Annotated in this window: 24 protein-coding genes; 12 read left to right on the top strand and 12 right to left on the bottom strand. The window is 71.6% G+C overall.

Going from position 1 to position 24,552, the window contains the following annotated elements:
* Nucleotides 1-73 precede the first annotated feature (73 nt).
* Both leuA and AB0C66_RS07220 read left to right on the top strand, forming a co-directional pair.
* Nucleotides 74-1,849 (top strand): 2-isopropylmalate synthase, encoded by a 1,776-nt coding sequence (leuA, locus tag AB0C66_RS07215; protein WP_362433975.1) that lies wholly within the window; start codon nucleotides 74-76, stop codon nucleotides 1,847-1,849.
* Between the two features lie 209 nt (nucleotides 1,850-2,058).
* Nucleotides 2,059-2,775, top strand: a complete 717-nt coding sequence (locus AB0C66_RS07220; protein WP_362433978.1) for a TerB family tellurite resistance protein — start codon at nucleotides 2,059-2,061, stop codon at nucleotides 2,773-2,775.
* Between the two features lie 18 nt (nucleotides 2,776-2,793).
* On the opposite strand, the gene AB0C66_RS07225 is transcribed toward AB0C66_RS07220, so the two are convergent.
* Complete coding sequence (locus tag AB0C66_RS07225) at nucleotides 2,794-3,294, bottom strand: carboxymuconolactone decarboxylase family protein (protein ID WP_362435546.1); 501 nt, start codon at nucleotides 3,292-3,294, stop codon at nucleotides 2,794-2,796.
* A gap of 156 nt (nucleotides 3,295-3,450) precedes the next feature.
* Here AB0C66_RS07225 and AB0C66_RS07230 point away from each other — a divergent pair, with 156 nt between their 5' ends.
* A complete protein-coding gene (locus AB0C66_RS07230; RefSeq protein ID WP_362433981.1) occupies nucleotides 3,451-3,918 on the top strand; it encodes a MarR family winged helix-turn-helix transcriptional regulator in 468 nt (155 codons plus the stop codon).
* A gap of 15 nt (nucleotides 3,919-3,933) precedes the next feature.
* Here the strand turns inward: AB0C66_RS07230 and AB0C66_RS07235 are convergent, their stop codons facing one another.
* The 3 genes from AB0C66_RS07235 to AB0C66_RS07245 form a co-directional block, all read right to left on the bottom strand.
* Entirely contained in the window at nucleotides 3,934-4,971 is a 1,038-nt protein-coding gene (locus tag AB0C66_RS07235) for a hypothetical protein (RefSeq protein WP_362435549.1), read from the bottom strand.
* Nucleotides 4,972-5,148: 177 nt separating this feature from the next.
* The gene (locus tag AB0C66_RS07240) at nucleotides 5,149-5,340 is read right to left on the bottom strand and encodes a YegP family protein (RefSeq protein ID WP_362433984.1); all 192 of its coding nucleotides are present in this window, start codon (nucleotides 5,338-5,340) and stop codon (nucleotides 5,149-5,151) included.
* 76 nt (nucleotides 5,341-5,416) lie between these two features.
* A complete protein-coding gene (locus tag AB0C66_RS07245; protein WP_362433987.1) occupies nucleotides 5,417-6,076 on the bottom strand; it encodes a GNAT family protein in 660 nt (219 codons plus the stop codon).
* A gap of 124 nt (nucleotides 6,077-6,200) precedes the next feature.
* Here AB0C66_RS07245 and AB0C66_RS07250 point away from each other — a divergent pair, with 124 nt between their 5' ends.
* Nucleotides 6,201-6,410, top strand: a complete 210-nt coding sequence (locus tag AB0C66_RS07250; RefSeq protein ID WP_030081114.1) for a helix-turn-helix domain-containing protein — start codon at nucleotides 6,201-6,203, stop codon at nucleotides 6,408-6,410.
* Entirely contained in the window at nucleotides 6,410-6,988 is a 579-nt protein-coding gene (locus tag AB0C66_RS07255; protein ID WP_362433991.1) for a Clp protease N-terminal domain-containing protein, read from the top strand. Before AB0C66_RS07250 ends, AB0C66_RS07255 begins: the two co-directional genes overlap by 1 nt.
* A 22-nt stretch (nucleotides 6,989-7,010) precedes the next feature.
* Here the strand turns inward: AB0C66_RS07255 and AB0C66_RS07260 are convergent, their stop codons facing one another.
* The gene (locus tag AB0C66_RS07260) at nucleotides 7,011-8,489 is read right to left on the bottom strand and encodes a hypothetical protein (protein ID WP_362433994.1); all 1,479 of its coding nucleotides are present in this window, start codon (nucleotides 8,487-8,489) and stop codon (nucleotides 7,011-7,013) included.
* A gap of 307 nt (nucleotides 8,490-8,796) precedes the next feature.
* Here AB0C66_RS07260 and AB0C66_RS07265 point away from each other — a divergent pair, with 307 nt between their 5' ends.
* From AB0C66_RS07265 to AB0C66_RS07280, 4 genes are all read left to right on the top strand, one after another.
* Complete coding sequence (locus AB0C66_RS07265) at nucleotides 8,797-9,321, top strand: N-acetyltransferase (protein WP_362433997.1); 525 nt, start codon at nucleotides 8,797-8,799, stop codon at nucleotides 9,319-9,321.
* Between the two features lie 149 nt (nucleotides 9,322-9,470).
* Nucleotides 9,471-12,284 (top strand): NACHT domain-containing protein, encoded by a 2,814-nt coding sequence (locus tag AB0C66_RS07270; protein WP_362434000.1) that lies wholly within the window; start codon nucleotides 9,471-9,473, stop codon nucleotides 12,282-12,284.
* Between the two features lie 60 nt (nucleotides 12,285-12,344).
* Nucleotides 12,345-13,091 (top strand): DNA repair protein RecO, encoded by a 747-nt coding sequence (gene recO, locus AB0C66_RS07275; RefSeq protein WP_362434003.1) that lies wholly within the window; start codon nucleotides 12,345-12,347, stop codon nucleotides 13,089-13,091.
* Nucleotides 13,092-13,205: 114 nt separating this feature from the next.
* Nucleotides 13,206-14,042: an isoprenyl transferase gene (locus AB0C66_RS07280; protein WP_362434006.1), complete on the top strand. Its 837-nt coding sequence runs from the start codon at nucleotides 13,206-13,208 to the stop codon at nucleotides 14,040-14,042.
* Between the two features lie 22 nt (nucleotides 14,043-14,064).
* Here AB0C66_RS07280 and AB0C66_RS07285 read toward each other — a convergent pair whose 3' ends face one another.
* The 3 genes from AB0C66_RS07285 to AB0C66_RS07295 are packed head-to-tail and all read right to left on the bottom strand — an operon-like array spanning nucleotide 14,065 to nucleotide 18,250.
* Nucleotides 14,065-15,213 (bottom strand): (Fe-S)-binding protein, encoded by a 1,149-nt coding sequence (locus AB0C66_RS07285; protein WP_362434009.1) that lies wholly within the window; start codon nucleotides 15,211-15,213, stop codon nucleotides 14,065-14,067.
* The gene (locus tag AB0C66_RS07290; protein WP_362434012.1) at nucleotides 15,210-16,592 is read right to left on the bottom strand and encodes an FAD-linked oxidase C-terminal domain-containing protein; all 1,383 of its coding nucleotides are present in this window, start codon (nucleotides 16,590-16,592) and stop codon (nucleotides 15,210-15,212) included. The genes AB0C66_RS07285 and AB0C66_RS07290 overlap by 4 nt, the downstream gene beginning before the upstream one ends.
* Nucleotides 16,592-18,250 carry an L-lactate permease gene (locus AB0C66_RS07295; RefSeq protein WP_362434015.1) on the bottom strand — a complete coding sequence of 553 codons (1,659 nt, stop codon included), beginning with the start codon at nucleotides 18,248-18,250 and terminating at the stop codon, nucleotides 16,592-16,594. Before AB0C66_RS07295 ends, AB0C66_RS07290 begins: the two co-directional genes overlap by 1 nt.
* A 120-nt stretch (nucleotides 18,251-18,370) precedes the next feature.
* Between AB0C66_RS07295 and AB0C66_RS07300 the strand changes: the two genes are divergently transcribed.
* Both AB0C66_RS07300 and AB0C66_RS07305 read left to right on the top strand, forming a co-directional pair.
* Nucleotides 18,371-19,081: a GntR family transcriptional regulator gene (locus AB0C66_RS07300; protein WP_362434018.1), complete on the top strand. Its 711-nt coding sequence runs from the start codon at nucleotides 18,371-18,373 to the stop codon at nucleotides 19,079-19,081.
* A 353-nt stretch (nucleotides 19,082-19,434) separates the two neighbouring features.
* Nucleotides 19,435-19,662: a hypothetical protein gene (locus AB0C66_RS07305; protein ID WP_362434021.1), complete on the top strand. Its 228-nt coding sequence runs from the start codon at nucleotides 19,435-19,437 to the stop codon at nucleotides 19,660-19,662.
* Between the two features lie 41 nt (nucleotides 19,663-19,703).
* Here the strand turns inward: AB0C66_RS07305 and AB0C66_RS07310 are convergent, their stop codons facing one another.
* The 4 genes from AB0C66_RS07310 to AB0C66_RS07325 form a co-directional block, all read right to left on the bottom strand.
* Nucleotides 19,704-20,129 carry a transcriptional repressor gene (locus AB0C66_RS07310; protein WP_362434024.1) on the bottom strand — a complete coding sequence of 142 codons (426 nt, stop codon included), beginning with the start codon at nucleotides 20,127-20,129 and terminating at the stop codon, nucleotides 19,704-19,706.
* A 72-nt stretch (nucleotides 20,130-20,201) separates the two neighbouring features.
* A complete protein-coding gene (locus tag AB0C66_RS07315; RefSeq protein WP_362434027.1) occupies nucleotides 20,202-21,074 on the bottom strand; it encodes a metal ABC transporter permease in 873 nt (290 codons plus the stop codon).
* 1 nt (nucleotide 21,075) lies between these two features.
* Complete coding sequence (locus AB0C66_RS07320; RefSeq protein ID WP_362434030.1) at nucleotides 21,076-21,927, bottom strand: metal ABC transporter ATP-binding protein; 852 nt, start codon at nucleotides 21,925-21,927, stop codon at nucleotides 21,076-21,078.
* A gap of 20 nt (nucleotides 21,928-21,947) precedes the next feature.
* The gene (locus AB0C66_RS07325) at nucleotides 21,948-22,967 is read right to left on the bottom strand and encodes a metal ABC transporter substrate-binding protein (protein ID WP_362434033.1); all 1,020 of its coding nucleotides are present in this window, start codon (nucleotides 22,965-22,967) and stop codon (nucleotides 21,948-21,950) included.
* 152 nt (nucleotides 22,968-23,119) lie between these two features.
* Here AB0C66_RS07325 and AB0C66_RS07330 point away from each other — a divergent pair, with 152 nt between their 5' ends.
* Entirely contained in the window at nucleotides 23,120-24,502 is a 1,383-nt protein-coding gene (locus tag AB0C66_RS07330) for a glycine--tRNA ligase (RefSeq protein WP_362434036.1), read from the top strand.
* Nucleotides 24,503-24,552: the final 50 nt, after the last annotated feature.

Raw genomic sequence — 24,552 nt, forward strand, 5'->3', positions numbered from 1 at the left:
TGTTGCGGTGATTACGCCCGTCGGCCGCCCAGTGGACCTACGTCCAGCGGACTCACGAGGAGCCCTACGCGCCATGACCCACTCCGATACGCCCGGCCATTCCGTCGGCCGCCCCACGCCGATCACCGCCGCGACCGTCACCCAGCGCCCCTCCGGGATGCCGATCCACCGCTACGGCCGCTACGAGGCCGTGGACATCCCCGACCGCACCTGGCCGGACAACCGCATCACCGTCGCGCCGCGCTGGCTGTCCACCGATCTGCGGGACGGCAACCAGGCGCTGATCGACCCGATGTCCCCGGCCCGTAAGCGCGAGATGTTCGACCTGCTGGTACGCATGGGCTACAAGGAGATCGAGGTCGGCTTCCCCTCCTCCGGGCAGACCGACTTCGACTTCGTACGGTCGATCATCGAAGAGGGCGCGATCCCCGAGGATGTGACGATCTCCGTCCTGACCCAGGCGCGCGAGGAGCTGATCGAGCGCACCGTGGAGTCGCTGCGCGGCGCCCACCGGGCCACCGTGCACCTGTACAACGCGACCGCCCCGGTCTTCCGCCGGGTGGTCTTCCGCGGCAGCCGGGACCAGGTCAAGCAGATCGCGGTGGACGGCACCCGGCTGGTGATGGAGTACGCCGAGAAGATCCTGGACGACCGGACGGCCTTCGGCTACCAGTACAGCCCGGAGATCTTCACCGACACCGAGCTGGACTTCGCCCTGGAGGTCTGCGAGGGCGTGATGGACGTCTGGCAGCCCGAGGACGGCCGCGAGATCATCCTGAACCTGCCCGCCACCGTCGAGCGCTCCACCCCCTCCACCCACGCCGACCGCTTCGAATGGATGTCCCGCCGGCTGTCCCGGCGCGAGCACGTCTGTCTGTCGGTCCATCCGCACAACGACCGCGGCACCGCCGTCGCCGCCGCCGAGCTGGCGATCATGGCGGGCGCCGACCGGATCGAGGGCTGTCTGTTCGGCCAGGGCGAGCGCACCGGCAATGTCGACCTGGTGACGCTGGGCATGAACCTGTTCTCCCAGGGCGTCGACCCGCAGATCGACTTCTCGGAGATCGACGAGATCCGTCGTACCGCCGAGTACTGCAACCAGATGGAGATCCACTCGCGCCACCCCTACGCGGGCGATCTGGTCTACACCTCCTTCTCCGGCTCCCACCAGGACGCCATCAAGAAGGGGTTCGAGGCGATGGAGGCGTCCGCGGCCGAGCAGGGCAAGCCGGTCGACGACATCGAGTGGGCGGTCCCGTATCTGCCCATCGACCCCAAGGACGTCGGCCGCTCCTACGAGGCCGTCATCCGGGTCAACTCCCAGTCGGGCAAGGGCGGCATCGCCTATGTCCTGAAGAACGACCACAACCTGGATCTGCCGCGGCGGATGCAGATCGAGTTCTCCAGGACGATTCAGGCCAAGACCGATGCCGAGGGCGGAGAGATCACCCCGGCCCAGATCTGGTCGGTCTTCCAGGACGAGTACCTGCCGACGGACGACAACCAGTGGGGCCGGATCTCGCTGCGCTCGGCGCAGACCTCCACCACCACCGAGGGCACCGACGCGCTGACCGTGGCGGCCGTCGTGGACGGCGCCGAGGTGGTGCTGACCGGCTCCGGCAACGGTCCGCTGGCCGCGTTCTTCGAGGCCCTGGGCGCCATCGACGTGGACGTCAGGCTGCTGGACTACTCCGAGCACACGCTGAGTGAGGGCGCGACCGCACAGGCGGCCGCGTACATCGAATGCGCGATCGACGGCCAGGTGCTGTGGGGCGTCGGGATCGACGCCAACATCGTGCGGGCCTCCCTGAAGGCGGTCGTCTCGGCGGTCAACCGGGCCGGTCGCTAGCCTCCGCCGCGGGCCCGCCGCCAGGGCCGGGCGGCCCCTCGGCAAGGGCCGGTTGACCCGTCACCCACATGGGCCCCGTCCACCGCGTGAGGTGGGCGGGGCCCCGGGTTTGGCCTGTTGTCTCCGTTCGGGGTACTGACGTCACCTCATTGATGTGGCTAGCATCACGTCAACGCGGCAACGTGGCCGAAGCGTTATGGAGGTGTGACGTGGTGCACGCGCGTGCCCGACGAGACCGGGACCTGTGTGTGGTAGGCGTACGCACTCTGTGGCGGACCGTCGGCGACGGTGAGTTCTTCTGCCCCGACTGCGGAGGTGATCGCAACTACCGCCGCCGCACCGGCCGCCGCCGTATCGTGCTGCTCGGCCTGCCGCTGCTGCCCCGCGGTCCGGTCGCCCCCGTCGTCGAGTGCGCCGCCTGCTGCGGCCGCTTCGGCACCGAGGCGCTCGACCATCCGACCACCACCCGCTTCTCCGCGATGCTGCGCGACGCGGTGCACACGGTGGCCCTCGCGGTGCTGGCCGCCGGTGGCACCGAGGCGGCCGCGGTCCGCCAGGTCGCGGTGGGCGCGGTCCGCGCGGCCGGGTTCGCCGATTGCAGCGAGGAACAGCTCCTCGCCCTCATCGAGGCCCTCGCCGCCGACACCGGCCGTCTCCCGGGCGCCTGTGGCACCGGGGAGCGCGACGGCCTCGACCCGTGCGGTACGGCGCTGGCCATCGAGCTCCACGAGGCCCTTGAGCCGCTGGCCCCCCATCTGGCCCCCACCGGCCGTGAGGCCATCCTGCTCCAGGGCGCCCGGATCGCCGTCGCCGACGGCGCGTACCGCCCGGCCGAGCGCGCCGTCCTGGAAACCGTGGGCCGCGCCCTGATGATCGGCCCCGATGACACCGCACGTCTCCTGGCCGCCACCCGCGCGCCCTTCTGACCGCCGGGGGCCAGGTCCTCAGCCCGCGGCGGGGCGCGCCTGGGCCGGGGCGGGCCGTTCCTCCAGCGGCGCCTGGGTCATCCGGTTGGCGAACGTGGACAGGGTGTACGCGCCGATGCCGAGCACCACCTCCAGCGCGTTGCGCCGGGTGTATCCCCGGGCCAGGAAGGCGTCCAGGGCGCCGGGGCTCAGCGCACCGGCGGTGGCGAGGGCGTCGAGGGCGAAGATCCTCACGGCGTCGAGCCGTTCGTCCTCCAGGGGCCGCGCCTCACGCAGGGCTTCGATGAGCCCGGCCTCCGCGTCCAGGGCGCGGAGGGTGGCGGTGTGCATCTCGACGCAGAGGTGGCAGGCGTTGCGGACGGCGATCGTGAGGATGAGCACTTCGCGGGCGAGCGGATCGAGGGTGGTCGTCTCGAACGCCGCACTCAGCTTGAGGAACCCGTCCAGCAGCTGCGGCGACTCGGCGAGTCTCGCCACGGCGGGGGAGAGGTGGCCGAGACGCTGGACCGTCATCTCCATGGCGCGCCGCGCGGCGGGCGGCGCGGAGTCCACGGTGTGGACGGGGAAGGCGTGATCGGATACGGGCGTGGGCAAGACGGACTCCCGGAGCTAGAGTAGTCAACGTGGTTGTCGAAAAAGTAAACCAGGTTGTCGATTGGCGCAAGGGCGGTCCGCATGGCTGAGGACACCCCGGGGTTCGAGCTGCCGCTGCTGCTCTTCGCCGGATTCCGCTCGATCGTCGACCAGTTGCACGCCGAACTGGCCCGCCAGGGCCATTCCGATATCCGCCCCGCCCACGGCTTCGCCATGCAGGCCATCGGGCGGGACGGCACCACCGCCAGCGAGCTGGGCCGACGGCTCGGGGTCTCCAAGCAGGCCGCGGGCAAGACGGTCGACCGGCTGGCGGCGCTGGGCTACGCGGCCCGGGTGGACGACCCGGCCGACGCCCGGCGCAAGCTCATCCGGCTCACCCCGCGCGGCTACGACGCGCTGGCCCGGTCGGCCGCCGTCTTCGAGGAGCTGCGCACCGCGTGGGCCGGGCGGCTGGGCGAGGAGCGGCTGCGCCAACTGGAGGCGGATCTGCGGACGATGGCGCCGCCCAGCGGCTTCCGGCTGGATGTGGCGGGCTGGTTCGGCCCCTGACGGCAGGGGACCCGCTCACCGCTTGGCGGGTGCTCCCCAGCCCTTCCGGTACGCCCTCCAGTCCTCCTCCGTCGCGGCGAAGTCCACGTACAGCGCCACCCCGAACCGCTGCCGGTGGCGGTCCTGGCGGGCCAGGCCGAGGCGGGTGCCGCGTACCGCCGCCGGGACGGTCTCGGCCCAGGCGTGCCGGCCCAGGTTGTCGGTGTGGTAGCCGGGCAGGCCCATCAGCAGGTCCGTGGTGGGCGGGGTGATCTCGAGCGCGAGCTCGGTCTGCTGGGCCACATAGCCGCCGTACAGGCTCTCCAGCGGCGTCGAGGTGTCGTACGACATCACCGCGATCTGGTCCACCCGCCGGGCCACCTGGCCGAAGTACCGCTGCGACCACCACTTGGGGTGGCCGGTGAGGAAGCCCGCCGCCGAGTGCAGCCCCGGCAGCGGGTCGATCTGATGGGCGGCCACCGACAGCGGGGCGTGGCGGGCGCGGGTGAGGGCGTGCAGACCGTCCAGGAGCGAGAGATAGGAGCCGTCGCCGGAGTGCAGCGGCTCCAGGTCGAAGTGCACCCCGTCGAAGCCCGCGTCCAGCACCTGTCGCGCGGACGTGACGACCCGGGCCCGGTTGTCCCGGTCGCCGAGCCGGAGGCCGGTCGGCCCCTCGGTGGCCAGTACGTCGCCCAGCCACGCCTGTACGCGGACGCCGGGCAGTTCGCGGTGGACGGCCTTCAGCAGCCAGGCGGCCTTGGGGTAACGGGCCGCGGGCAGGGTGCCGTTGTGCTCCAGCGGGCCCGCGTGGACGTACAGGTCGCGGATGCCGCTGCCGCGCACCCGCCGGGCCAGGGCCGCCAGTTCGCGTTCGCCGCCCCGGCCGTCCACCCAGGCGTGGCCGAGCCAGACCGCGTCCCGGCCCCGGGTCCGGGTGCCGGGCCCCGGCTCCCCCGCGTACAGCAGCCGCAGCGAGATTCCGGCGGCGAGCACGGCGAGGGCCAGAGTGCCCACGAGTGCGGCCGTGACGCGCTTGGGCCACTTCAGCCGGGGGTGCTTCCAGCCGCGTCGCACGGCGCGCCGCGCCCGCCGGAGCCGGTCGGCCGCGGCCTTGGCTATTCGAGGCTTCTTCACGTCGGGGAGAATAGCGAGCGGTGCGCGGAGAATCGCACGCTCCGCTCAGCGGCCGCGCCGCGCGCTCACGACCGCCCCGCCCGTCCCCGCCTCACCTCGTGCCGCGACGTCCTGTCGCTACATTTTGTCGCTCGGCATTTCCTTGACCTCGGCCGTGGGCGCGTTCTTCTTGACCGATTCCACGCCTTTTTCGGCCGCGTTCCTGGATTCGTATGCCTCGCCGACCGCGATGATCTCGCCATTGCCCGCCTTCAGACGGAAGCGGTGTTTACCGGCCTTGTCCTCGTAGATTTCGAATTTGCCCGCCATGGGGTGTCCACCTCCAATGCGTCCCTACCCCCTCGAACCACCGTAGAGCGGGCGGGTGGGCCTCGCATTCCGGTGGTCAGGGGGCCGGTCGCGGGGCGCCGAACAGTGTGCGGCACGGCTCCAGTCCACTCACCTCGACCGGGATGGCGGCGCGGTGTTCCGCCCAGGCGGCGCGGTCCAGCCGCAGCCGCTGGACGGTCCGGGCGGTGCCCCGTACGGCGACGGTCTCCAAGCCGTCGGGGCGGTAGCCGAGCCGCCGCGACACCGCGAGCGAGCGGCCGTTCTCCACCATCGCGCCCGAGGTCAGCCCGTGCGCCCCCAGGCCCTCGAAGGCGAGGTGCGCCACCGCCGCCCGCATCTCCGTGCCGAACCCCCGCCCCTGGTGGGCCAGGCCCAGCCAGGAGCCCGTCTGCGCCTCCCCGGTCACCGCGAACTCCCGCGCCGTCAGGTCCTGCCGCCCGATCACCGCCCCCTCGTGCAGCACCGCCAGGCTCAGCGTCCAGTCCTCCGGACGCCACTCCGCCACGGTCCGCAGTACGTGCTGGAAGGTGCCGCGTCCGCGCTCCTCGGGGGTCACGTCGGTCCACGGGACGCTGAACGGCATCTCGGCCGGGTCGTGCACCCCTTCCGCCGCCACCGCGGCCAGCTCATCGAGCCGGGGGAGATCGGGGAGCCGCAGCTCGAGGCGGGGGGTGCGGACGCGGAGCCCGTACAGGGGCCAGAAATGAGGGTCCATGGCGGGAGGGTGCCGGACGCCCCCTGGCCGCGTCGAACCAATTCCGGCCCCGGGGTGTCCCGACGCGCGCCCCGATGTCAATCGGGGTTGACGCCAGGGAGTGCGTCAACCTACATTGACACCCATGACCGAAGCAACGGATCTCGCCGAGCGCGCCGGCGACCGGGACCCCCGGATCGGGCTGCGGGCCGTCGCCGCGCTGCGCCGCCTGCTGGAACAGCTGGAGGCCGTCCAGGTGCGCAGCGCCCGCGCCAAGGGGTGGTCATGGCAGGAGATCGCCGCCGAACTGGGCGTCAGCAGACAGGCGGTCCACAAGAAGCACGGGAGGCGTTGATGTTCGAGAAGTTCACCCGCGATGCCCGCGAGGTCGTCCACGGAGCCGTACGCCACACGGAGGAGACGGGCGGCGCCCAGGTCGGCGAAGCGGAGCTGCTGCTCGCGCTGCTGGACCGCACCGGCGGCCCCGCCGCCACCGTGCTCTCCGGTCTCGGCGCGCACGGGCGGCGCGACTCCATCGAGCGTTCGCTGGCGGAGGTGCGCCGCCGCGGCGGCATCTCCGGCGCGGACGCGGCGGCGCTGGCCGGACTCGGTATCGACATCGAGGAGATCGTCGCCCGGGTGGAGGAGGTCCACGGCGCGGGCGCCCTCGCCGCCTCGGGCGCCCCCGGCGCCCGGTCCGGCCTCCGGCGCGGCAGGCGCATGGGGCGGCGCCCCTTCGCCCCGGAGGCCAAGGCGGTTCTGGAACGGTCGCTGCGGATCGCCCTCGGCCGCGGCGACCGCCACATCGGCGATGAGCATCTGCTGCTCGCCCTTCTCGCCCGGCCGGGCGTCGCCGCGCACATCCTCGCCGACCACGGTGTGACCTACGTCCTGGTCGAACGCGCCCTGGAAGTACGGCCGAAGGCGAGCTGAGCCCGCCTCAGGGCGGACGGGGTCATTCGGCGCCGATCACCATGGCCAGCGGCACGCCCAGCTTCTTGTTGTACTCGCTCGAGGGTTTGCTGGCGGTGTTCTTGCCCAGATAGAGCCGTTTGCCGGCGTACAGGTAATGCCCGTCCATATCGATATACGACTCGACCTCCGCGTTTTCTGACGGGTTCCGCATCAGCTGCTTCTTCTTGTACGACGCCGGATCGATCCGCCAGACCGCACTTCCCTCCGAGAGCGTGGGCTTCTGGTAGGCGATGACGGAGCCGTCCTTGTCGAGCCCCAGTGGCATCAGCGGGCCCGCCTCGGTGCCGTCGGCCTTGCCCGCCACCTTGCCGGTCTTCAGGTCGATGCCCACGATCTCGTTGCTGGGGCCGGAGGTGGACCGGGCGCGGTAGTCCGTGCCCAGGAAGAGCGTCTTGGACTGGGGATCGACGGCGACCTGCGCACAGCCGCCGAGCTCGGTCGCGGGGCAGCCTTCCTCGTACGTGTACTCACCGCCCTTCAGGGCGACCGTGCTGACCAGCTTGCCCCGCTTCCCGCTGTCGTCGATCGTCAGGACCTCGGCGACGCCGGTCCCGCCCTTCGTGATGCCGACCACCAGCGGGGAGGTGGAGATCACATGGGCGTATTCGGTGCCCCGCGCCAGCTTGTAGGCCGATGTCACCGCCCGGGTACGGGGGTTGAGGGTCCGGATCTCGAGCTGTTCGGTGTCCGACGCGGACGCCTGGCAGGAGCGCAGCGCGATCAGCTTCTTCTCGTCGCCGACGTAGCCCTTTTCCGCGCAGTCCGCCGAGGACTCCGGCATCCACAGCGGTTTGCCGTCCGTGGTCCATGCCGCGCCGCCGCTGGTACCACCCGCCGCGACGGTGCCGCCGCCGATGGACACCTCGTCGAACATCACGGCCCCGTCCGACGCCAGTTCACCGGTCTCCTTGCCATGCCTCGTCCAGAGCAGCTTGCCCTTGTCGAGGTCGACGAGGCCCACCTGGGTGCAGACCGACGGGTCCTGCGAGTCGTCCTCGAACAGCACGGTGGTCAGGCCGTCCTTGGTGACCTGCCGGGAGGACCAGCACAGTTCACCGCCGAGCGGGATCTTCCACCGGGTGGAACCGCCGTCCAGCGGATAGCCGACGATCTGTTTGACGCCCGCCTTGGCGAAGGTCCTGTCGGTGACCCACATCCCCGGGGTGTGGACCAGGCCGCCGCCGCGGATCTTCGGTGCGGGCACCTTGCCGAGCACCTTGCCCTCGACCACGTCGGCCGTCGAGCCACCGCCGTCGGAGTCCTTGTCCGCGGTCACCCAGATACCCCCGCCGACCAGCAGCGCGACCGCCACCACCGCCCCGGTCACCTTCGCCATGGGCGACTTCGGGGGACGGCGGCGGCTGCCGCGTCCCCCGCCGGGCGAACCGCCCGGATGGACCGGGGGTGCGCCCGGATACGAGCCACCTCCGTAGGGCGGCGGCGGAGGTGGTTGTGACATGAAGAATTCTCCCTCTCGCGCGGATTGCGCGTCCAGGCGGGTCAATTGCGGAAAGGAATGTTTATCAGTGACCGCCACCGCCCTAATCGCCGGGGTCGATCTCCTGGAATTCCGCAGCTCAGGCAATTAGTTATCTCTATTCCAGTGGAAATGATCCGCGGTTCATTTCGCGGGGCGGGACGGGGCGGGGCGGTGTTGTCCGGTATGGCGGGGTGACCGCGGCGCTCTCGCGGTGCCCCGGCGGCCCGGTACTCGTCCTCGCACAAATCGGTTGCCCCTCCCCACTTCGGCCGCCCACACTGTGCCGGTGCTGATCCGACGAGAAACCCGCGCAGACATCGCCGCCGTGGCCGACGTCACCGCGGCGGCCTTCGCCAGCAGGTCCGAGGCCCCGGTCCCGGTCGAGGTCACCCTCCTGGAGGGGCTCCGCACCTGTGACGCCTGGCTGCCCGCGCTCTCCTTCGTCGCCATCGGCGACGACGCCGAGGTGGTCGGCCATGTGGTGTGCACCCGCGGCCATCTAGGCCCCGACCAGGCCCTCGCGCTCGGTCTCGGCCCGCTCAGCGTCCTCCCCGCCCATCAGCGGCGCGGTGTGGGCAAGGCGCTCGTGCACGCCGTGCTCGGCGCCGCCGACGCCTTCGGCGAACCGCTGGTGGCCCTGCTCGGCAGTCCCGACTACTACGGCCGCTTCGGCTTCCGCCCCTCCACCGAGTTCGGTATCACCGCCCCCGACCCGGCCTGGGGCGAGTACTTCCAGGTCCGCACCCTGACCGCCTATCGGCCCACCCTCAAGGGCGCGTTCAACTACGCCGAGCCGTTCTCCCGCGTCTGAGCCGTCTCCTGAGACGCTCGCGCCGGTCCGGGCCGAACAGGGCCCCAACCGGCGGTGTTTGCGCTATAACGGAACGTCACGGGCCTCTCGGGGGGAGAACGGTGGCGGGTGGCAAAGGCGCTGGGTTACTGACACGCGGTGCGCTGGCGGTGGCGAGCCTGGTGCCGCCCGCGATTCTGGGGGCCCGCTTCTGGTCCTCGGTGAGCCGCCATCCGGTCGGCTCCCTGCTGCTCTTCCTCGGGTACGCGGCACTGCTGGCGGGCGTCGGCTTCCTGGCCAAGGTGTACGGCAAGGTGGCCGACCGGTGGGTGGAGCGGGTCGCCGACGCGGTCGACCGGAGGCTCCAGTGGCGGGTCTCCCGTTTCGAACGCGACTACCGGGCCTATGTGCTCAGCCGCCACCGGTTCATCGATCTCAAAGGGCTCGCGACGCGCGGGGACTACACCCCGGGGCTCGAAGAGGTCTTCGTCGACGTCAGCCTGATGCCGCGCTCGGCGCACCAGGTGTCGCGCGAGTCCCTGGCGGGCGCCGACGGCGGCGCCGTCACAGCGCGGCGGTCGGTGCGGGACTTCCTCGGCGGGCCGCGGGGCGCGGCCCTCGCCGTCATCGGCTTCCCCGGCACCGGCAAGACCACCATGCTCAAACACCTGGCCCTGGGACTCGCCCAGGAGCACCGCGGCCGGGGCCGCCGCGATCTGCCGGTGCTGCTGTTCCTCCGGGACCACGCCGAGGCGATCACCGCGAATCCGGCGATCACCCTCCCCCAGGTCATCGGCGCCTCACTGGGACGGCTGACCGGCGGTGAACCGCCCGACTGGTTCGACGGCCGGCTCCAGCAGGGCCGTTGCACGGTGCTGCTGGACGGCCTGGACGAGGTGGCCCGCGAGGAGCACCGCCGGGAGGTGTCCCGCTGGGTCGAGCGGCAGATCGAGAGTTACGAGGCCAATGACTTCGTTCTGACCTCCCGGCCGCAGGGCTACCAGGGCGCCCCGGTGAACCGCGCCCGGGTGCTCCAGATCCGCCGATTCACCGGTGAGCAGATCGGGCGCTTCGTCCACGGCTGGTACCGCGCGATCGAGCGGCTGAGCACCGGCGCGGACGACGCGGCCGTCGCCGACCGCGCCCATGAGGGCGCCGAGGACCTGCTGAACCGGCTGCGCGCCCGGTCCGTCCTCTACGACCTGGCGGCCAACCCGCTGTTGCTGACGATGATCGCCAACGTCCACCGCTACCGCGGCGCCCTGCCCGGCAGCCGTGCCGAGCTGTACGGCGAGATCTGCGAGGTGCTGCTGTGGCGGCGGCAGGAGGCCAAGGGCGGGACGGCGGCGTCACCGGACGAGCTGAGCGGTGCGAAGAAGGAGGTCGTCCTCCGTGAACTCGCCTTCGTGATGATGGCCGACCGGATGCGGGACATCCGCGGCGAGTACGCGTCCGACGTCCTGCGACCGCTCCTCTTCCGGGTCTCCTCGGCCATGTCCACCCAGGAGTTCCTGGACACCGTCGTCGTCAGCGGACTGCTGATCGAGCGGGAACGCGGGCTGTACGCCTTCGCCCATCTCACCTTCCAGGAACATCTGGCCGCCCTCCATATCCAGCACCGCCGCCTGGTCGACGTCCTGGTCGCCCAGGTCGACGACGACTGGTGGCGGGAGACGACCCTGCTGTACGCGGCCCGTGAGGACCCGGCCCCGGTCGTCGAGGCGTGCCTCGCCTCCGGCACCGTCCGGGCGCTCGCCCTGGCCTACGACTGCGCGGCGGAGGCGACGGAATTCGCCCCCGAGGTGGCACGGCGGCTGGAGGCGCTGCGCGAGGAGTCGCTCGGCGGTCCGGTCGGCTCGGCCCGGCGCCGGCTGATGACGGCGATCACGGTGATACGTGAACTGCGCCGGACCGTACGGCTCGGCGAGACCACCGTGGCCTGCGCCCGCCCGGTGACGCGGGAGATCTACCGGCTGTTCGCGGAGGAACGCGACCGGCCCGGCGCGCCCGGCCTCACGGATGGCGCGCCCGGCCTCACGGACGGCGGGGCGGACGACACCGCGGTGGGGATGACCCGGACGGCGGCGAGGGAGTTCGTGGACTGGGTCAACTCCCTGGCCCCGGACGGGGACGCGTACCGGCTGCCCACGGTGACGGAGGCCAAGGACGGGGCGTTCGGCCTGGTCGCCCGCTCGCCCCGGCACACGATGTGGTGCGAGAACGGGCCGGACACCCTGCTGTCGCTGTGGCTGCCGGAAGGGACGCGCCACCCCTGGGTGGTTCCGGCGGGCGAGGCGGCCTGGAACTGGCTCGGCCAGGGCCCCGCGGACGAGGAGGTGCTCAGCCAGGGGAACATCGCGCTGGCCACCGTCCTCGAACTGCGCGCCGTAAGAGACCGGCGCATGAGCCGGGACTGGCACGCCGACGTCAGCAGCCCCGAGGTCCGCGCCCGCCTCCGGGCCGATGAGCTGGCGGCCGCGAACTTCACCGAGCGGATCGACACGGCCGCCCGTATCGCGGCGCTGCTGCACCTCCTGGCCGAGCCGGAGGGAGGGTCCCTCCTCACCCTCCGGGCGCCCTCCTTCGCGGACCGGGTGGCGCCGGTGCTCGGCCACCCCGTCGACACCACGCGCCCGGTGTACGGGGAGGACCTCGCCACCCAGGCCACCCGCTACGGCGACCGGCTGGACACCCTGCTCCCGTACGACGCCCCGGAGTGGGTCGCACCGGTCCTGGGCACGCTGGTGGACCGCGTCACCGGCTGGTCCCGGGCGCTGACGGAGGCGCCACGCACCATGGACCCCGGGGACGGCCCGTACTTCCGGCTCGCGGCGCTGACCGTGGCGGCCGTCGCCGAGCGGCTGCTGGGGGCGCCAATGGTGGCGAAAACCTACCGGGGCATCGCCGCCCGCTTCCTCCTTCTGCAACGCCGCACGGAGGGCATCACCCCTCCCTCCGAGACGATCGTGCTGGTCCGCGCCTGAGCTCGAGGGAACGGGCAGGGCGGGTTCGATCACATGCCCCGCTGAGGGAGAATGAGCGCCATGAGTCTGTTCCGCGACGACGGCATCGTGCTGCGCACCCAGAAGCTGGGTGAGGCGGACCGGATCATCACCCTGCTCACCCGCCACCACGGCCGGGTGCGCTCCGTGGCGCGCGGGGTGCGGCGGACGAAGTCCAAGTTCGGCGCCCGGCTGGAGCCGTTCTCCCATGTCGATGTGCAGTTCTTCGCACGCGGCGGTGAGCTGATCGGGCGCGGACTGCCACTGTGCACACAGAGTGAGTCCATCGCTCCGTACGGTGGCGCCATCGTCACCGACTACGCCCGCTACACCGCCGGTACCGCGATGCTGGAGACCGCCGAGCGGTTCACCGACCACGAGGGCGAGCCCGCCGTCCAGCAGTATCTGCTCCTCGTCGGCGCCCTGCGCACCCTCGCCTCCGGCGAGCATGAACCGCATCTCGTCCTCGACGCCTTTCTGCTGCGCTCGCTCGCCGTCAACGGCTACGCGCCCAGCTTCGACAACTGCGCGCGGTGCGGGATGCCCGGCCCCAACCGGTTCTTCTCGGTCGGCGCGGGCGGTGTCATCTGCGGGGAGTGCCGGGTGCCCGGAAGCGTCGTACCCTCGGCGGAGTCGCTGGCGCTGCTGGGCGCGCTGCTGACGGGGGACTGGGAGACGGCGGACGCGTGTGAGCTCCGGCACGCCCGGGAGGGCAGCGGGCTGGTGGCGGCGTATCTGCACTGGCATCTGGAGCGCGGGCTCCGGTCGCTGCGGTACGTGGAGAAGTAGCCGCCGGTCCCGCGCTCCGGCAGCGGACGAGCACGGACGACCGACAACAGACGACAGACAGAGCACCGGGACCACCGGAGCCACCGGAACGACGGACGAGGAGACGTGGCAGGCATGGCACGACGCGGGATTCTGGGCCGACAGCGACGCGAGTACCGGGCCCCGGACCCCCACCCCTCCGGCGCCCGGCCCCCCAAGCTCCCCGGAGAGCTGGTGCCGGCCCATGTCGCCGTCGTCATGGACGGGAACGGCCGCTGGGCCAAGGAGCGCGGTCTGCCCCGCACCGAGGGCCACAAGGTCGGCGAGGCCGTCGTGCTCGATGTGCTCAAGGGCTGCCTGGAGATGGGGGTCAAGAACCTCTCCCTCTACGCCTTCTCCACCGAGAACTGGAAGCGCTCGCCCGACGAGGTCCGCTTCCTGATGAACTTCAACCGTGACGTCATCCGCCGCCGCCGTGACGAGATGGACGAGATGGGCATCCGTATCCGCTGGGCGGGCCGGATGCCGAAGCTGTGGAAGTCCGTTGCCCAGGAGCTCCAGGTCGCCCAGGAGCAGACCAAGGACAACGACGCCATGACGATGTACTTCTGCATGAACTACGGCGGCCGCGCCGAGATCGCGGACGCCGCGAAGGCCCTGGCCGAGGACATCCGCTCGGGCCGGCTCGACCCCTCGAAGGTGAACGAGAAGACCTTCGCCAAGTACCTGTACTACCCGGACATGCCGGATGTGGACCTCTTCCTCCGCCCCTCCGGCGAACAGCGCACCTCCAACTACCTGATCTGGCAGAGCGCCTACGCCGAGATGGTCTACCAGGACGTGCTCTGGCCCGACTTCGACCGCCGGGACCTGTGGCGCGCCTGTCTCGAATACGCCTCCCGCGACCGCCGCTTCGGCGGTGCGATCCCGAACGAGCAGGGGGCGGAGGGCGAGGGCACCCAGCCCGCCTGAGCGCCCGATGCCGCCGGTCCGGTCAGGGCTTCGCCATCGCCAGGAACTCCGCGAGGTGGACCGCTCGGACGGGGGAGCGGTGGCGGCGCAGGCCCTGCTGGAGCTGGCGCTGGCAGCCGGGGTTGACCGTGATGACGAAGTCGACGTCCAGGCGGGCCAGGGCCTCGAGCTTCGGGTCCAGGACGGCGCGGCTGTCGGCGGGGCGGAGCATCGCGTAGGTTCCGGCGGCCCCGCAGCAGTCGCCCGCGCCCGGGAGTTCGACGTAGTCGGCGACGGCGGCGATGAGGTCGCGGGGCTGGCGGGTGACGCCGAGGCCGTTGCGGAGGTGGCAGGAGTCCTGGAGGGCGGCCCTGGCCCGGCGGCCGGCCACGGTGACCTGGCCCGTGGGGCGGTGGCCGGTTTCGTCAAGGTACTGGCTCAGCTCCCGGACCCGGTCCTGGCCCAGGTGGTCGGCGAGATGGGCGGCGCAGCCGCCGGCGGTGGTGACGAGGGTGCCGGGCAGCTGTTCGCCGAGGGCACGAGCCATCTCCCCGCCGGTGGTGGAGTCGCCGTTGTGGGCGTGCAGCGCACCGCAGCAGCCCTGGCGGGCGGGGACGGTGAGCTCGGGGCAGAGTGCCGCGGCGGCGCGGGAGACCTTCGGGTACAGGCCGCGTTCGACACAGCCCAGCATCAGGGCGGGGCGCGGCGCGGCCGCGCCACCGCTGTCGTCGCTGTCTCCGCCGCCGCGGGCATGGCGGCGGACCAGGCCCTGGAGCCACAGCAGCGCGGGGCGGGAGACCAGGGCCATCAGGATCCGGGCGATCCAGGGCCGGTCGCGGCCCTGCCACTGGTGGTCGCGCCACTGCTCCAGCAGCGCGCCGTACTCCACCCCCGCCGGGCACACCGTCTCGCAGGCCCGGCAGCCCAGGCAGTACGAGGACTCCTCGGCCAGTGTCGGGTCGTCCGGGGGGAGTTCACCGGTCTCCAGCGCGCGCATCAGGGTGATCCGGCCGCGCGGGGAGGAGGTCTCCTCGCCGGTGAGGGCGTAGGTGGGGCAGGCGGGCAGACAGAAGCCGCAGGAGATACAGCGGTCGAGCTGCCGCTTGTCGAAGATGCCGAGCTCGCGGCCCGGCCCCGGGGCGGGGCGGGGGCCGTTGCCGGTGGGTTCGGTCGGTTCGCTGGCTTCGGTCATGATCCGAGCTTTCCGGGGTTGAGGATGCCGGCCGGGTCGAAGGCCAGCTTGAGACGGCGCGCCAGGGCGATCTGATCGGCGCCGATGCGGTCGGCCAGGTACGGCAGCTTGGCCGCGCCCACCCCGTGTTCACCGGTGATGGTGCCGTCCAGGGCGATGGCCGCGGCGAAGATCTCGCCGAAGGCGCGGTGCGCCCGTTCCACGGCCGCGCCGTCGTCCGGGTCCAGCACACAGGTGGGGTGGAGATTGCCGTCACCGGCGTGGCCGAAGGTGGCGATCCGCAGGTCGTACCGGGCGGCGATGGTGTCGATACGGTCCACCATCTCGGCGAGCCGGTGCCGGGGCACGGTGGCGTCCTCCAGGATGGTCAGCGAACCGAGCCGGGAGAGCGCGGGCAGTGCGCAGCGGCGGGCGGCGAGCAGCGCCTCGGCGCGGGTGATGTCCTCGGCGAGGGTGACCTCCAGCGCCCCGGCCCCGGTGCACACCTCCGCGATCCGGGCCAGGGTGCTCGCCACCGTCCGCGGGGCGCCGTCGTCGCCGAACATCAGCAGCGCGCCCGCGTCCGTCCGCAGGCCGAGCCCGGCGAACTCCTCGACCGCCGCGATGCACTTGCGGTCCAGGAACTCCAGCGTGGCCGGGACGATCCCGGCGGCGATGACGTCCGCCACCGCCCGGGAGGCGTCCGCGAGCGAGTCGAAGTAGGCCACGCCGGTGCCGCTGTCCTCGGGCGCGGGCAGCAGCGCCAGCGTGGCCTCGGTGATCACCGCGAGGGTGCCCTCGGAGCCGGTGAGCAGCCGGGTGAGGTCGTAGCCCGCCACGTCCTTCCAGAGTCTGCCGCCGGTACGGATGATCTCGCCGGTGGGCAGTACCGCCTCGAGCCCGAGGACGTAGTTGCGGGTGACGCCGTACTTGAGGCCGCGCAGTCCGCCCGCGCAGGTCGCCACATTGCCGCCGATCGTGGAGACGGTGCGGCTGCCGGGGTCGGGCGCGTACAACAGCCCCTCGCGGGCGGCCGCTTCGGCGAGCCGCTGGGTGGTGACCCCCGTCTGCACCCGCGCGAGCAGCTCCGGGGCGCTCACCTCCAGGACCCGGTCCAGCCGGGTCAGCACCAGCACGATGCCGCCGCTGAGCGGGACGGTTCCGGCGCACAGGTTCGAGCCCGCGCCCCGGGGCACCACCGGTACGCCCCGGTCGGTGGCGTACCGGAGGACGGCGGCCACCTCCTCGGTGCAGCCGGGGAGCACCACCGCCTGCGGGCGGGCGTGGAAGAGCGGGGTGGCGTCGCGCGCGTAGGCGGCCAACGCGCCGTCGTCCACGCGGACATGGCCGTCGCCGACGAGGGCCGCCAGGTCACGGGCCAGTTCCGTGGTGGCGGCCATCAGCGCACCACCATCCAGCCCAGCACCGGGGTGGACTGGAGGTACACCAGCAGACAGACCGCGACCAGCAGAGCGAGCCCCCAGCCCACCACCTTCCGGAACAGCTCGCCCTCGCGGCCCTCCAGGCCCACCACGGCGGCGGCGATCGCCAGATTCTGCGGGGAGATCATCTTGCCCAGGACACCGCCGGTGGTGTTCGCGGCGCCGAGCAGATACGGCGAGATGCCGGTCTTCTCGGCCGCGGTGAGCTGGAGCAGTCCGAACAGCGAGTTGGAGGAGGTGTCGGAGCCGGTGACGGCCACGCCCAGCCAGCCGACGACGGGCGAGAGCAGGGCGAAGGCGCCGCCCGTCTCGGCCAGCAGCAGCCCGAGGGTGACGGTCTGGCCGGACAGGTTCATCACATAGGCCAGGGCGAGCACGGCCGTGACCGTGACGATGGTCCAGCGGAACTGGCGGACGGTGGCGCCGTACGCCCGTGCCGTACGCCCGGCCCGGATCCGGTAGAGGACGGCGGTCAGCAGCCCGGCCAGCAGCAGAACGGTGCCCCCGGCGTTGAAGACGTTGAGGTTGAACGTCATGGTGGCGAGCGGCTTGCCGTCCGGCGTCGTCACATCCAGCCCCGGCCAGCCGAACGTCCAGCCCGAATGCACCTCCAGCCAGCTCTTCACCGGGCCGAGGGTGGCCACCGCGAAGAGCACCACCACGATCAGATAGGGGGCGAACGCCATCAGCGCGGAGCCCTCGCCGCCCTGCTTGCGGCGCTGTACGGCGTCGAACCGCGCGTCCTCGGCCGCGCCTCCGGCGATCACCGGGGGAGCGGTCCGCGCGGCCAGCACCTCGCCGGGCCGCCAGACCCGGAGCAGACCGATGACGGCCAGCGCGCCCGCGAAGGCCGCCACGATGTCGGCGATCTCGTAGGAGAGGTAGTTGGCGGTCACGAACTGGGCGGCGGCGAAGGCGAATCCGCCCACCAGCGCCACCGGCCACACCTGCCGGACTCCGCGCCGTCCGTCCACCATGAACACCAGCAGCAGCGGGACGAACAGCGCCAGCAGCGGCGTCTGCCGCCCGACCATCGCGCCCAGGTCCGCCGCGTCCATCCCGGTGATCTTGCCGAGGGTGGTGATGGGCACCGCGATGGCGCCGAACGCCACCGGCGCGGTGTTGGCCACCAGGGACACCGCCGCCGCCTTCATCGGCCGCAGCCCGACGGCGATCAGCATCACCGAGGAGACCGCCACCGGGGTGCCGAAACCGGCCAGCGCCTCGAGCAGCGCGCCGAAGCAGAAGGCGATGATCACCGCTTGGACGCGCTGGTCGTCCGAGAGCGAGCCGAACGCCCGGCGCAGTGCCGCGTCCCAGCCGGTGATCTCCGTCAGCTTGTAGATCCACAGGGCGTTCAGCACGATCCAGATGATCGGGAAGAGGCCGAACGCCGCCCCCTCACTCGCCGCCAGCGCCGCCTGGCCCACCGGCATCCCGTAGGCGAACACCGCCACGCCCAGCGCCATCGCGAGCGCCACCAGCGACGCCTTCCACGCCTTCCAGCGCGCCCCGCCCAGCAGGACGAACAGCGTCACCAGCGGAAGCGCCGCGAGCAGGGCGCTGTAGCCGAGGGAGTCTCTTACGGGGTCGAATACCTGTTCGTAGGCGGCCATGATCGCTCTCGCCTCTCCTCGTCTTGTCCGTCCGGACCTGTGCCATGTGACCCCCACCACGTCGCGATGAAGGTTCCGGCGATTGTCAGACAATGGCGCATGGTGGTCAATGGATCGAACATGACACATGCGAGAATGGCGATGTCCCCGCTGGAGGTGTGCATGGCTCAGGACGCCGCGTACCGGCTGTCCACCGTCTCGGTCGTCGAGGCGCTCGCGGCATCTCTGCGCGACCGGGTGCTGGACGGGCAACTCCCGCCCGGCACCGCCCTCGCCGAGACCGAGATAGCCACCGAGTACGCCGTCTCACGGCCCACGGCGCGCAGTGCCGTGACCGCCCTGGTCCACGAGGGGCTGCTGCACCGCGACGCCAACAAGCCCGCGTACGTCCCCCGGCTGACCCGCGCCGATGTCGAGGACCTCTTCCTGGTCCGCACGCCCCTGGAGACGGATGTCGTCCGCGTCCTGGTCGAGCGCGGCACCGTCCCGCTCGCCGCGGCCGCCCGCGCCATCGGCGACCTCGGCCAGCTGGAGCCCGACGCCCCGCACAGCGCCTTCGCCGAGGCGGATCTGCGCTTCCACCACTCCCTGGTGGAGGCGGTCGGCAGCCCGCGGCTGAACCGTCTCTACCGCGGCATCCAGGGGGAGGTCCACCTGTGCATGGTCCAGACCCGGCGCACCCTGGGCCGCGAGCGCATCATCGCCGAACACACCGCCGTCCTCGATGCGTTGCGGGCGGCGGACGCGGAGGGAGCGGCGCGGTGCATGCGGGCGCATCTGGAGGGTGCGTGCCGTTCGCTGCGGGAGATGTCCGAGGAGCCCGCCCGCTGACCGGCCAAGAAACGGCGGCCGCAATCGCGACCGCCGCCGATTGACGACAACAGCTACGACTTCGACGCCATTGTCCATGGCGAAGCTCCCGGGGCTGCCGGACTCCGGGGACATCTGCTGGTTCACGGTGCCGTGAACGGCGTGGAGTTCAAGGCCGGTGTCGTGGTCACCGGGCGTATCCATGGGGGGGGGGAGTGGGTCATGACCGGCGGGGCGGTGGAACTGCATCGGCTGACGGGTTCGAACGCGTTCCGGAGCCGCCCGGCTCGAGCGCCGCCGCCAAGACGGCACGGCCACCTGGATTGCGCTCTCCGGGACACGGGGACGTCTGGAGTGTGAGTGAGTCTCGGCTGATGTCGTTGGACTACTTGGTGGAGGTCCGGGTCGTCGCCCATCCCGAGCGGCAGCCGGAGGGGGCCGCGGGGGCGGTTCTCGGGATCTCCGAGCCGGTCGGTCCGGCGGTGTCCCCGCAGTACGGCGTCATGCGCGACGGGGTCGATCTCGTCCACACCTTCGCCGAAGAGCAGTTCGGGCCGAGCGGTCGTTCGGCGGATCCGTCTGCCCGACCGGGCACGCGGTGAGTTGCGGGCGGCCGTGCGCTGAGGGACGGCCGCCCGGGGGATCAGGCGTCGGCGGCGGCCGCTGCCGCGCAGTCTCCGCAGGTGCCGAAGATCTCGATGGTGTGGGCGACGTCCACGAAGCCGTGTTCGGCGGCGATGGCGTCGGCCCATTTCTCCACCGCCGGGCCCTCCACCTCGACCGCCTTGCCGCAGGAACGGCAGACCAGGTGGTGGTGGTGCTCATCGCTGTTGCAGCGGCGGTAGACCGCCTCGCCCTCCGTCGTGCGCAGCACATCGACCTCGCCCGCGTCGGCGAGGGACTGGAGGGTGCGGTAGACGGTGGTCAGGCCGACCGAGTCGCCGCGGTGCTTGAGCATGTCGTGGAGCTCCTGAGCACTGCGGAACTCGTCCACCTCGTCCAGCGCCGCCGCCACCGCGGCGCGCTGCCTGGTGGACCGGCCGCGTACTGGGGGACCCGCGGTCGCCACAGCTGCCTCCTCAACCTCGCACGCTCCGTCGCTTCGCCCGGCCATTGTGCCAGCTACCGGCGCGGACGCGGACTAGACGAGTACATCGTCTCTCAGGGTGCACCTCTCCTCGGCCGCCGCGGCCCGCCGGGCACGGGATTTCGCCAAGGGCGCGGCCAGGGCCGTGATCACGGCGAAGACGCCGATGGCGAGGACGACGATGCTGGCGCCCGGGGGCACGTTCTCGTAGAAGGAGAACACCGTGCCGGACAGGGTGACCACCACCCCGATCGAGACCGCGAGCGCCAAGGTCATCGCGAAGCCACGGGTGGCCTGCTGGGCGGCGGCGACCGGGACCACCATCAGGGCGCTGACCAGCAGCAGGCCCACGACGCGCATGGCGACGGTGACGGTGACGGCCGCGGTGACGGCCAGCAGCAGATTGAGGGTGCGCACCGGCAGCCCGGTGACACGGGCGAACTCCTCGTCCTGGCAGACGGCGAACAGCTGGCGGCGCAGACCGAGGGTGATCAGCATGACGAACCCGGCGAGCAGGCTGATCACCACCACGTCCTGCCGGGAGACCGTGGTGATCGAACCGAAGAGGTACGTGGTGAGGTTGGCGTTGGAGCCGTTGGGCGAGAGGTTGATGAGCAGGACGCCGCCCGCCATACCGCCGTAGAAGAGCATGGCGAGCGCGAGATCGCCGCGGGTCTTGCCGTACCAGCGGATCAGTTCCATCAGGACGGCGCCGAGGGCGGAGACCGCGACGGCGGTCCACACCGGGTTGGTGCCGGTCAGGAAGCCGAGGGCGACGCCAGTCAGGGCGACATGGCCGATACCGTCGCCCATGATCGCCTGGCGGCGCTGGACGAGGTAGATGCCTACGGCGGGCGCGGTGATGCCGACCAGGACGGCGGCGAGCAGCGCCCGCTGCATGAAGGGGTAGGTCAGAAGCTCGAGCATGTCAGGTCAGCAACCCTGTCCGGATCGGTTCGGCGTCGGGCGCCGCATGGGGGTGGACGTGGTCATGGCCGGGCAGCGCATGCTGGCCGACGGCCTTGGGCGGCGGGCCGTCGTGGACCACACAGCCGTCGCGGAGCACCACCGCACGGTCGATGAGCGGCTCCAGCGGACCGAGCTCATGCAGGACCAGCAGCACCGTGCTGCCGCTCGCCACCTGCTCGCGCAGGGTCCCGGCCAGGACCTCCTGGCTGGCGAGGTCGACCCCGGCCATCGGCTCGTCCATGATCAGCAGCTCGGGCTCCCCGGCCAGCGCGCGGGCGATCAGCACCCGCTGGTGCTGGCCGCCGGAGAGGGCCCCGACCGGGTCCTTGGCCCGGTCGGCCATGCCCACCAGCTCCAGGGCCCGCTGGACGGCCGCGCGGTCCGCCTTGCGCGGCGGGGCGAGCCTGCGGCGGGCCAGCCGTCCCGCGGAGACGACCTCGCGGACGGTCGCCGGGACACCGCTGGCGGCGGTGGTGCGCTGCGGTACGTAGCCGATCCGGGCCCAGTCGCGGAAGCGGCGGCCGGGGGTGCCGAACAGGGTGAGCTCACCGCCGCTGAGCGGCACCTGTCCGACCACGGAGCGGACCGCGGTGGACTTGCCCGAGCCGTTGGCACCGAGCAGGGCCACGACCTCGCCGCGGTGCACGGACAGGTCGACCCCGCGCAACACCGGCCGGCCGCCGAGGGAGGCGGTGGCGCCGCGCAGGGATATGACCGGATCCGGCGGCGCCGCCGCCTCCTCCGGCCGGGCGGGGTCGGGGACGCGCGGTTCCGGGGTGCGCGGCTCCGTGGTGCGGGGTTCCTTGGGCATGGGTTCCTCCGTCACATGGCTCATGCGGCGCCCAGGGCCTTCCGTAGGGCCGCGAGGTTCGCTCGCATGACCTCCAGGTAGTCGTCGCCCCTGGACGCCTTGCCGATCCCCTCGAGGGGGTCGAGCACATCGGTCTTCAGATGGAGATCGCCCGCGAGGGTCTTGGCCGTCCGGTCGCTGACGAGGGCTTCGAAGAAGACCGTGCGGACGTTGTCCTTCTCGGCGATCGCGTGCAGTTCGCGCATCCGGGCCGGGCTGGGCTCGGACTCGGGATCGAGGCCGGAGATGGCCTCCTGGTGCAGTCCGTAGCGTTCGGAGAGATAGCCGAACGCGGAGTGGGTGGTGATGAAGGTGTCGGTGGTGCGGCCCTTCAGCCCGGTGCGGAAGTCCTTGTCGAGTGTGTGGAGCTGCGCGACCAGGGTCGCGGTGTTCTTCTTGTAGCGGGCGGCGTGGTCCGGGTCGGCCTTCTGGAGGGCCTTGCCGACGCCCTCGGCGGCCTGGGCGTAGCGGACCGGGTCCAGCCAGATGTGGGGGTCGGCGGCGGCGTCGCCGGAGTGCACCTCGTGGCCGTGGTCCTCGTGGCCCGCCTCGCCCTCATGGCCGTGGTCCTCGTGGCCCCCGTGGTCCTCGCCGCCCCCGTGGTCGTGGCCGTCCACCTCCGTGCCGTGGTCCTCCAGCGTGGTGTACGACGCGGCGTCGGCCACCTGCTTGGGTTCGGCCTGGCCGATGGCCCGGTCCACGGCGGGCTGGAGCCCCTTGAGGTAGACCACGAGCCCGGCCTCGGTGAGCTTCGCCGTCTGCTGCGGGCTGATGTCGAGGTCGTGCGGTTCCACGCCCGGTTTGGTCAGCGTGGACACATTGATCTTGTTTCCGCCGATCCGCTCGGCGAGGTACTGAAGGGGATAGAACGACGTCACCACGTCCAGCTTGCCGTCCGTCCTTCCGTCCCCGGCGCTGAAGGAGCAGGCTGTGAGCGTGGTCAGGCCCAGGGCCACGGCCCCGACCAGGGCTGTAGCAGGGCTCGAGCGACGTATGTTCATGACTCCCATTTTCAACAAAGTTGGAAATGATTGTCAACAAAGCGGTTCCTGTCGATCACTTCGCCAACCGATTTGATCCGAGGGGTGCCGCCGCCGGTAACCTGAAGCATTCGCTTCGTCGTCCTCAATGTCGTCACAATGAAGAGAGCACCGTGGCCGCCGACAAGATCGACACCATCGTCAGCCTGAGCAAGCGCCGTGGGTTCGTCTACCCGTGCAGCGAGATCTACGGCGGCCAGCGAGCCGCCTGGGACTACGGACCGCTCGGTGTGGAGCTGAAGGAGAACATCAAGCGCCAGTGGTGGCGTGCCATGGTCACCTCGCGCGACGACGTCGTCGGACTCGACTCGTCCGTGATCCTGGCCCGTGAGGTCTGGGAGGCGTCCGGCCACGTCGCCACCTTCACCGACCCGCTCACCGAGTGCACCTCCTGCCACAAGCGGTTCCGCGCCGACCACCTGGAGGAGGCGTACGAGGCCAAGCACGGCAAGCTCCCCGAGAACGGCCTCGCGGACGTGAACTGCCCGCACTGCGGCAACAAGGGCAGCTTCACCGAGCCCAAGCAGTTCTCCGGGCTGCTCTCCACCCATCTCGGCCCGACCCAGGACTCCGGCTCGGTCGCGTATCTGCGTCCCGAGACCGCCCAGGGCATCTTCACCAACTTCCTCGCGGTGCAGCAGACTTCGCGCAGGAAGCCGCCGTTCGGCATCGCGCAGGTCGGCAAGTCCTTCCGGAACGAGATCACACCGGGCAACTTCATCTTCCGCACCCGTGAGTTCGAGCAGATGGAGATGGAGTTCTTCGTCAAGCCGGGCGAGGACGAGACCTGGCACGAGTACTGGATGGAGCAGCGCTGGAACTGGTACCGGGACCTCGGCCTCCAGGAGACCAACATCCGGTGGTTCGAGCACCCGCGGGAGAAGCTCTCCCACTACTCCAAGCGCACCGCCGACATCGAGTACCGCTTCAACTTCGGCGGCTCGGAGTGGGGCGAGCTGGAGGGTGTGGCCAACCGCACCGACTACGACCTGAAGGCGCACTCCAAGGCGTCCGGCCAGGACCTGTCGTACTTCGACCAGGAGGCCGGTGAGCGCTGGACGCCGTTCGTCATCGAGCCCGCGGCGGGTGTGGGCCGCGCCATGCTGGCCTTCATGCTCGACGCCTATGTCGAGGACGAGGCGCCCAACGCCAAGGGCAAGATGGAGAAGCGCACCGTGATGCGGCTCGACCCGCGGCTGGCGCCGGTCAAGGTCGCGGTGCTGCCGCTGTCCCGCAACCCGCAGCTCTCGCCGAAGGCCAAGGGGCTCGCGGCGGATCTGCGCAAGCACTGGAACATCGACTTCGACGACGCGGGCGCCATCGGCCGCCGCTACCGCCGCCAGGACGAGATCGGCACGCCGTTCTGCGTCACCGTCGACTTCGACACCCTCGACGACAACGCGGTGACCGTGCGCGAGCGCGACACCATGAAGCAGGAGCGGGTCTCGCTCGACCAGATCCAGTCCTACCTGGGCGGCCGCCTCATCGGCTGCTGAGGCCGCCGACGCCGCCCCGGGCGGCGGACACCGAAACACCACGACGGGCT

It is taken from the genome of Streptomyces sp. NPDC048636 (genome assembly GCF_040650655.1).
Classification (GTDB): domain Bacteria; phylum Actinomycetota; class Actinomycetes; order Streptomycetales; family Streptomycetaceae; genus Streptomyces.

Bases quoted from the DNA above. Each gene is read 5' to 3' on its own strand.
- AB0C66_RS07305 (WP_362434021.1), top strand. From the start codon at position 19,435: ATGTCGTTGGACTACTTGGTGGAGGTCCGGGTCGTCGCCCATCCCGAG.
- AB0C66_RS07295 (WP_362434015.1), bottom strand. From the start codon at position 18,250: ATGGCCGCCTACGAACAGGTATTCGACCCCGTAAGAGACTCCCTCGGC.
- AB0C66_RS07230 (WP_362433981.1), top strand. From the start codon at position 3,451: ATGGCTGAGGACACCCCGGGGTTCGAGCTGCCGCTGCTGCTCTTCGCC.
- AB0C66_RS07260 (WP_362433994.1), bottom strand. From the start codon at position 8,489: ATGTCACAACCACCTCCGCCGCCGCCCTACGGAGGTGGCTCGTATCCG.
- AB0C66_RS07285 (WP_362434009.1), bottom strand. From the start codon at position 15,213: ATGACCGAAGCCAGCGAACCGACCGAACCCACCGGCAACGGCCCCCGC.
- AB0C66_RS07280 (WP_362434006.1), top strand. From the start codon at position 13,206: ATGGCACGACGCGGGATTCTGGGCCGACAGCGACGCGAGTACCGGGCC.
- AB0C66_RS07245 (WP_362433987.1), bottom strand. From the start codon at position 6,076: ATGGACCCTCATTTCTGGCCCCTGTACGGGCTCCGCGTCCGCACCCCC.
- recO (WP_362434003.1), top strand. From the start codon at position 12,345: ATGAGTCTGTTCCGCGACGACGGCATCGTGCTGCGCACCCAGAAGCTG.
- AB0C66_RS07290 (WP_362434012.1), bottom strand. From the start codon at position 16,592: ATGGCCGCCACCACGGAACTGGCCCGTGACCTGGCGGCCCTCGTCGGC.
- AB0C66_RS07320 (WP_362434030.1), bottom strand. From the start codon at position 21,927: ATGCCCAAGGAACCCCGCACCACGGAGCCGCGCACCCCGGAACCGCGC.
- AB0C66_RS07225 (WP_362435546.1), bottom strand. From the start codon at position 3,294: ATGGAGATGACGGTCCAGCGTCTCGGCCACCTCTCCCCCGCCGTGGCG.
- leuA (WP_362433975.1), top strand. From the start codon at position 74: ATGACCCACTCCGATACGCCCGGCCATTCCGTCGGCCGCCCCACGCCG.
- AB0C66_RS07315 (WP_362434027.1), bottom strand. From the start codon at position 21,074: ATGCTCGAGCTTCTGACCTACCCCTTCATGCAGCGGGCGCTGCTCGCC.
- AB0C66_RS07255 (WP_362433991.1), top strand. From the start codon at position 6,410: ATGTTCGAGAAGTTCACCCGCGATGCCCGCGAGGTCGTCCACGGAGCC.
- AB0C66_RS07250 (WP_030081114.1), top strand. From the start codon at position 6,201: ATGACCGAAGCAACGGATCTCGCCGAGCGCGCCGGCGACCGGGACCCC.
- AB0C66_RS07240 (WP_362433984.1), bottom strand. From the start codon at position 5,340: ATGGCGGGCAAATTCGAAATCTACGAGGACAAGGCCGGTAAACACCGC.
- AB0C66_RS07325 (WP_362434033.1), bottom strand. From the start codon at position 22,967: ATGAACATACGTCGCTCGAGCCCTGCTACAGCCCTGGTCGGGGCCGTG.
- AB0C66_RS07300 (WP_362434018.1), top strand. From the start codon at position 18,371: ATGACACATGCGAGAATGGCGATGTCCCCGCTGGAGGTGTGCATGGCT.